Raw genomic sequence first — 5,203 nt, 5'->3', positions numbered from 1 at the left:
GGTCCGTTGGTCAAGGGGTTAAGACACCGCCTTTTCACGGCGGTAACACGGGTTCGAATCCCGTACGGACTATGGTATGTTGCGGTTGAGACACTTGATGAAAAAAGTTTTAAAAAAGTTTCAAAAAAGTGTTGACAAGCGAAAGCGACTGTGATATACTAATATAGTTGTCGCTTGAGAGAAGCAAGTGACAAAGACCTTTGAAAACTGAACAAGACGAACCAATGTGCAGGGCACTACAACTAAGGTTGTAGTACTGAACAATGAAAAAACAATAAATCTGTCAGTGACAGAAATGAGTGAGAACTCAAACTTTTAATGAGAGTTTGATCCTGGCTCAGGACGAACGCTGGCGGCGTGCCTAATACATGCAAGTAGAACGCTGAAGGAGGAGCTTGCTTCTCCGGATGAGTTGCGAACGGGTGAGTAACGCGTAGGTAACCTGCCTGGTAGCGGGGGATAACTATTGGAAACGATAGCTAATACCGCATAAGAGTAGATGTTGCATGACATTTGCTTAAAAGGTGCAATTGCATCACTACCAGATGGACCTGCGTTGTATTAGCTAGTTGGTGGGGTAACGGCTCACCAAGGCGACGATACATAGCCGACCTGAGAGGGTGATCGGCCACACTGGGACTGAGACACGGCCCAGACTCCTACGGGAGGCAGCAGTAGGGAATCTTCGGCAATGGACGGAAGTCTGACCGAGCAACGCCGCGTGAGTGAAGAAGGTTTTCGGATCGTAAAGCTCTGTTGTAAGAGAAGAACGAGTGTGAGAGTGGAAAGTTCACACTGTGACGGTATCTTACCAGAAAGGGACGGCTAACTACGTGCCAGCAGCCGCGGTAATACGTAGGTCCCGAGCGTTGTCCGGATTTATTGGGCGTAAAGCGAGCGCAGGCGGTTAGATAAGTCTGAAGTTAAAGGCTGTGGCTTAACCATAGTACGCTTTGGAAACTGTTTAACTTGAGTGCAAGAGGGGAGAGTGGAATTCCATGTGTAGCGGTGAAATGCGTAGATATATGGAGGAACACCGGTGGCGAAAGCGGCTCTCTGGCTTGTAACTGACGCTGAGGCTCGAAAGCGTGGGGAGCAAACAGGATTAGATACCCTGGTAGTCCACGCCGTAAACGATGAGTGCTAGGTGTTAGACCCTTTCCGGGGTTTAGTGCCGCAGCTAACGCATTAAGCACTCCGCCTGGGGAGTACGACCGCAAGGTTGAAACTCAAAGGAATTGACGGGGGCCCGCACAAGCGGTGGAGCATGTGGTTTAATTCGAAGCAACGCGAAGAACCTTACCAGGTCTTGACATCCCTCTGACCGCTCTAGAGATAGAGTTTTCCTTCGGGACAGAGGTGACAGGTGGTGCATGGTTGTCGTCAGCTCGTGTCGTGAGATGTTGGGTTAAGTCCCGCAACGAGCGCAACCCCTATTGTTAGTTGCCATCATTCAGTTGGGCACTCTAGCGAGACTGCCGGTAATAAACCGGAGGAAGGTGGGGATGACGTCAAATCATCATGCCCCTTATGACCTGGGCTACACACGTGCTACAATGGCTGGTACAACGAGTCGCAAGCCGGTGACGGCAAGCTAATCTCTTAAAGCCAGTCTCAGTTCGGATTGTAGGCTGCAACTCGCCTACATGAAGTCGGAATCGCTAGTAATCGCGGATCAGCACGCCGCGGTGAATACGTTCCCGGGCCTTGTACACACCGCCCGTCACACCACGAGAGTTTGTAACACCCGAAGTCGGTGAGGTAACCGTAAGGAGCCAGCCGCCTAAGGTGGGATAGATGATTGGGGTGAAGTCGTAACAAGGTAGCCGTATCGGAAGGTGCGGCTGGATCACCTCCTTTCTAAGGAAAAGGAACTGCGCATTGGTCTTGTTTAGTCTTGAGAGGTCTTGTGGGGCCTTAGCTCAGCTGGGAGAGCGCCTGCTTTGCACGCAGGAGGTCAGCGGTTCGATCCCGCTAGGCTCCATTGGTGAGAGATCACCAAGTAATGCACATTGAAAATTGAATATCTATATCAAATAGTAACAAGAAAATAAACCGAAAACGCTGTAGTATTAATAAGAGTTTATGACTGAAAGGTCAGAAAATAAGGTTAAGTTAATAAGGGCGCACGGTGGATGCCTTGGCACTAGGAGCCGAAGAAGGACGTGACAAACGACGATATGCCTTGGGTAGCTGTAAGTAAGCGATGATCCAGGGATTTCCGAATGGGGGAACCCAACAGGTACTACCTGTTACCCGCATCTGTTAAGGATGTGAGGAGGAAGACGCAGTGAACTGAAACATCTAAGTAGCTGCAGGAAGAGAAAGCAAAAGCGATTGCCTTAGTAGCGGCGAGCGAAACGGCAGAAGGGCAAACCGAAGAGTTTACTCTTCGGGGTTGTAGGACTGCAATGTGGACTCAAAGATTATAGAAGAATGATTTGGGAAGATCAGCCAAAGAGAGTAATAGCCTCGTATTTAAAATAGTCTTTGTACCTAGCAGTATCCTGAGTACGGCGGGACACGTGAAATCCCGTCGGAATCTGGGAGGACCATCTCCCAACCCTAAATACTCCCTAGTGACCGATAGTGAACCAGTACCGTGAGGGAAAGGTGAAAAGCACCCCGGGAGGGGAGTGAAATAGAACCTGAAACCGTGTGCCTACAACAAGTTCGAGCCCGTTAATGGGTGAGAGCGTGCCTTTTGTAGAATGAACCGGCGAGTTACGTTATGATGCGAGGTTAAGTTGAAGAGACGGAGCCGTAGGGAAACCGAGTCTGAATAGGGCGAATTAGTATTATGACGTAGACCCGAAACCATGTGACCTACCCATGAGCAGGTTGAAGGTGCGGTAAGACGCACTGGAGGACCGAACCAGGGCACGTTGAAAAGTGCTTGGATGACTTGTGGGTAGCGGAGAAATTCCAAACGAACTTGGAGATAGCTGGTTCTCTCCGAAATAGCTTTAGGGCTAGCGTCGACATTAGAGATTCTTGGAGGTAGAGCACTGTTTGGGTGAGGGGTCCATCCCGGATTACCAATCTCAGATAAACTCCGAATGCCAATGAATTATGGTCGGCAGTCAGACTGCGAGTGCTAAGATCCGTAGTCAAAAGGGAAACAGCCCAGACCACCAGCTAAGGTCCCAAAATAATTGTTAAGTGGAAAAGGATGTGGGGTTGCACAGACAACTAGGATGTTAGCTTAGAAGCAGCTATTCATTCAAAGAGTGCGTAATAGCTCACTAGTCGAGTGACCCTGCGCCGAAAATGTACCGGGGCTAAAACAATTTACCGAAGCTGTGGATACCTTTATAGGTATGGTAGGAGAGCGTTCTATGTGTGAAGAAGGTGTACCGTGAGGAGTGCTGGAACGCATAGAAGTGAGAATGCCGGTATGAGTAGCGAAAGACAGGTGAGAATCCTGTCCACCGTAAGACTAAGGTTTCCAGGGGAAGGCTCGTCCGCCCTGGGTTAGTCGGGACCTAAGGAGAGACCGAAAGGTGTATCCGATGGACAACAGGTTGATATTCCTGTACTAGAGTATGTAGTGATGGAGGGACGCAGTAGGCTAACTAAAGCAGACGATTGGAAGTGTCTGTCTAAGCAGTGAGGTGTGAACTGAGTCAAATGCTTAGTTCTATAACATTGAGCTGTGATGGGGAGCGAAGTTTAGTAGCGAAGTTAGTGACGTCACACTGCCAAGAAAAGCTTCTAGCGTTTAAACATACTCTACCCGTACCGCAAACCGACACAGGTAGTCGAGGCGAGTAGCCTCAGGTGAGCGAGAGAACTCTCGTTAAGGAACTCGGCAAAATGACCCCGTAACTTCGGGAGAAGGGGTGCTGACTTTAAGTCAGCCGCAGTGAATAGGCCCAAGCAACTGTTTATCAAAAACACAGCTCTCTGCTAAATCGTAAGATGATGTATAGGGGGTGACGCCTGCCCGGTGCTGGAAGGTTAAGAGGAGTGCTTAGCGCAAGCGAAGGTATGAATTGAAGCCCCAGTAAACGGCGGCCGTAACTATAACGGTCCTAAGGTAGCGAAATTCCTTGTCGGGTAAGTTCCGACCCGCACGAAAGGCGTAATGATTTGGGCACTGTCTCAACGAGAGACTCGGTGAAATTTTAGTACCTGTGAAGATGCAGGTTACCCGCGACAGGACGGAAAGACCCCATGGAGCTTTACTGCAGTTTGATATTGAGTGTCTGTACCACATGTACAGGATAGGTAGGAGTCTATGAGATCGGGACGCCAGTTTCGAAGGAGACGTTGTTGGGATACTACCCTTGTGTTATGGCCACTCTAACCCGGATAGGTGATCCCTATCGGAGACAGTGTCTGACGGGCAGTTTGACTGGGGCGGTCGCCTCCTAAAAGGTAACGGAGGCGCCCAAAGGTTCCCTCAGAATGGTTGGAAATCATTCGCAGAGTGTAAAGGTATAAGGGAGCTTGACTGCGAGAGCTACAACTCGAGCAGGGACGAAAGTCGGGCTTAGTGATCCGGTGGTTCCGTATGGAAGGGCCATCGCTCAACGGATAAAAGCTACCCTGGGGATAACAGGCTTATCTCCCCCAAGAGTTCACATCGACGGGGAGGTTTGGCACCTCGATGTCGGCTCGTCGCATCCTGGGGCTGTAGTCGGTCCCAAGGGTTGGGCTGTTCGCCCATTAAAGCGGCACGCGAGCTGGGTTCAGAACGTCGTGAGACAGTTCGGTCCCTATCCGTCGCGGGCGTAGGAAATTTGAGAGGATCTGCTCCTAGTACGAGAGGACCAGAGTGGACTTACCGCTGGTGTACCAGTTGTCTTGCCAAAGGCATCGCTGGGTAGCTATGTAGGGAAGGGATAAACGCTGAAAGCATCTAAGTGTGAAACCCACCTCAAGATGAGATTTCCCATGATTTTATATCAGTAAGAGCCCTGAGAGATGATCAGGTAGATAGGTTAGAAGTGGAAGTGTGGCGACACATGTAGCGGACTAATACTAATAGCTCGAGGACTTATCCAAAGTAACTGAGAATATGAAAGCGAATGGTTTTCTTGATTTGAATAGATATTCAATTTTGAGTAGGTATTACTCAGAGTTAAGTGACGATAGCCTAGGAGATACACCTGTACCCATGCCGAACACAGAAGTTAAGCCCTAGAACGCCGGAAGTAGTTGGGGGTTGCCCCCTGTGAGATATGGAAGTCGCTTAGCT

Annotated in this window: 2 tRNA genes and 3 rRNA genes; all 5 read left to right on the top strand. The window is 49.7% G+C overall.

Features of this window, described 5'->3' with window-relative positions:
* Nucleotides 1-72 (top strand) — tRNA-Glu (locus D8845_RS10050).
* 242 nt (nt 73-314) lie between these two features.
* Nucleotides 315-1,860: ribosomal RNA gene (locus D8845_RS10045) — 16S ribosomal RNA — on the top strand.
* 51 nt (nt 1,861-1,911) lie between these two features.
* Nucleotides 1,912-1,984: transfer RNA gene (locus D8845_RS10040), tRNA-Ala, on the top strand.
* A gap of 124 nt (nt 1,985-2,108) precedes the next feature.
* A 23S ribosomal RNA gene (locus D8845_RS10035) occupies nt 2,109-5,010 on the top strand.
* Nucleotides 5,011-5,086: 76 nt separating this feature from the next.
* A 5S ribosomal RNA gene (gene rrf / locus D8845_RS10030) occupies nt 5,087-5,202 on the top strand.
* The 16S, 23S and 5S rRNA genes sit together here with 2 tRNA genes alongside, the layout of an rRNA operon.
* Nucleotide 5,203: the final 1 nt, after the last annotated feature.

Origin of the sequence: Streptococcus mitis (assembly GCF_003942865.1) — a bacterium.
Classification (GTDB): domain Bacteria; phylum Bacillota; class Bacilli; order Lactobacillales; family Streptococcaceae; genus Streptococcus; species Streptococcus mitis_BI.
The sequence above is the reverse complement of the archived record's forward strand: the minus strand, read 5'-3'. Positions and strand labels throughout refer to the sequence as shown.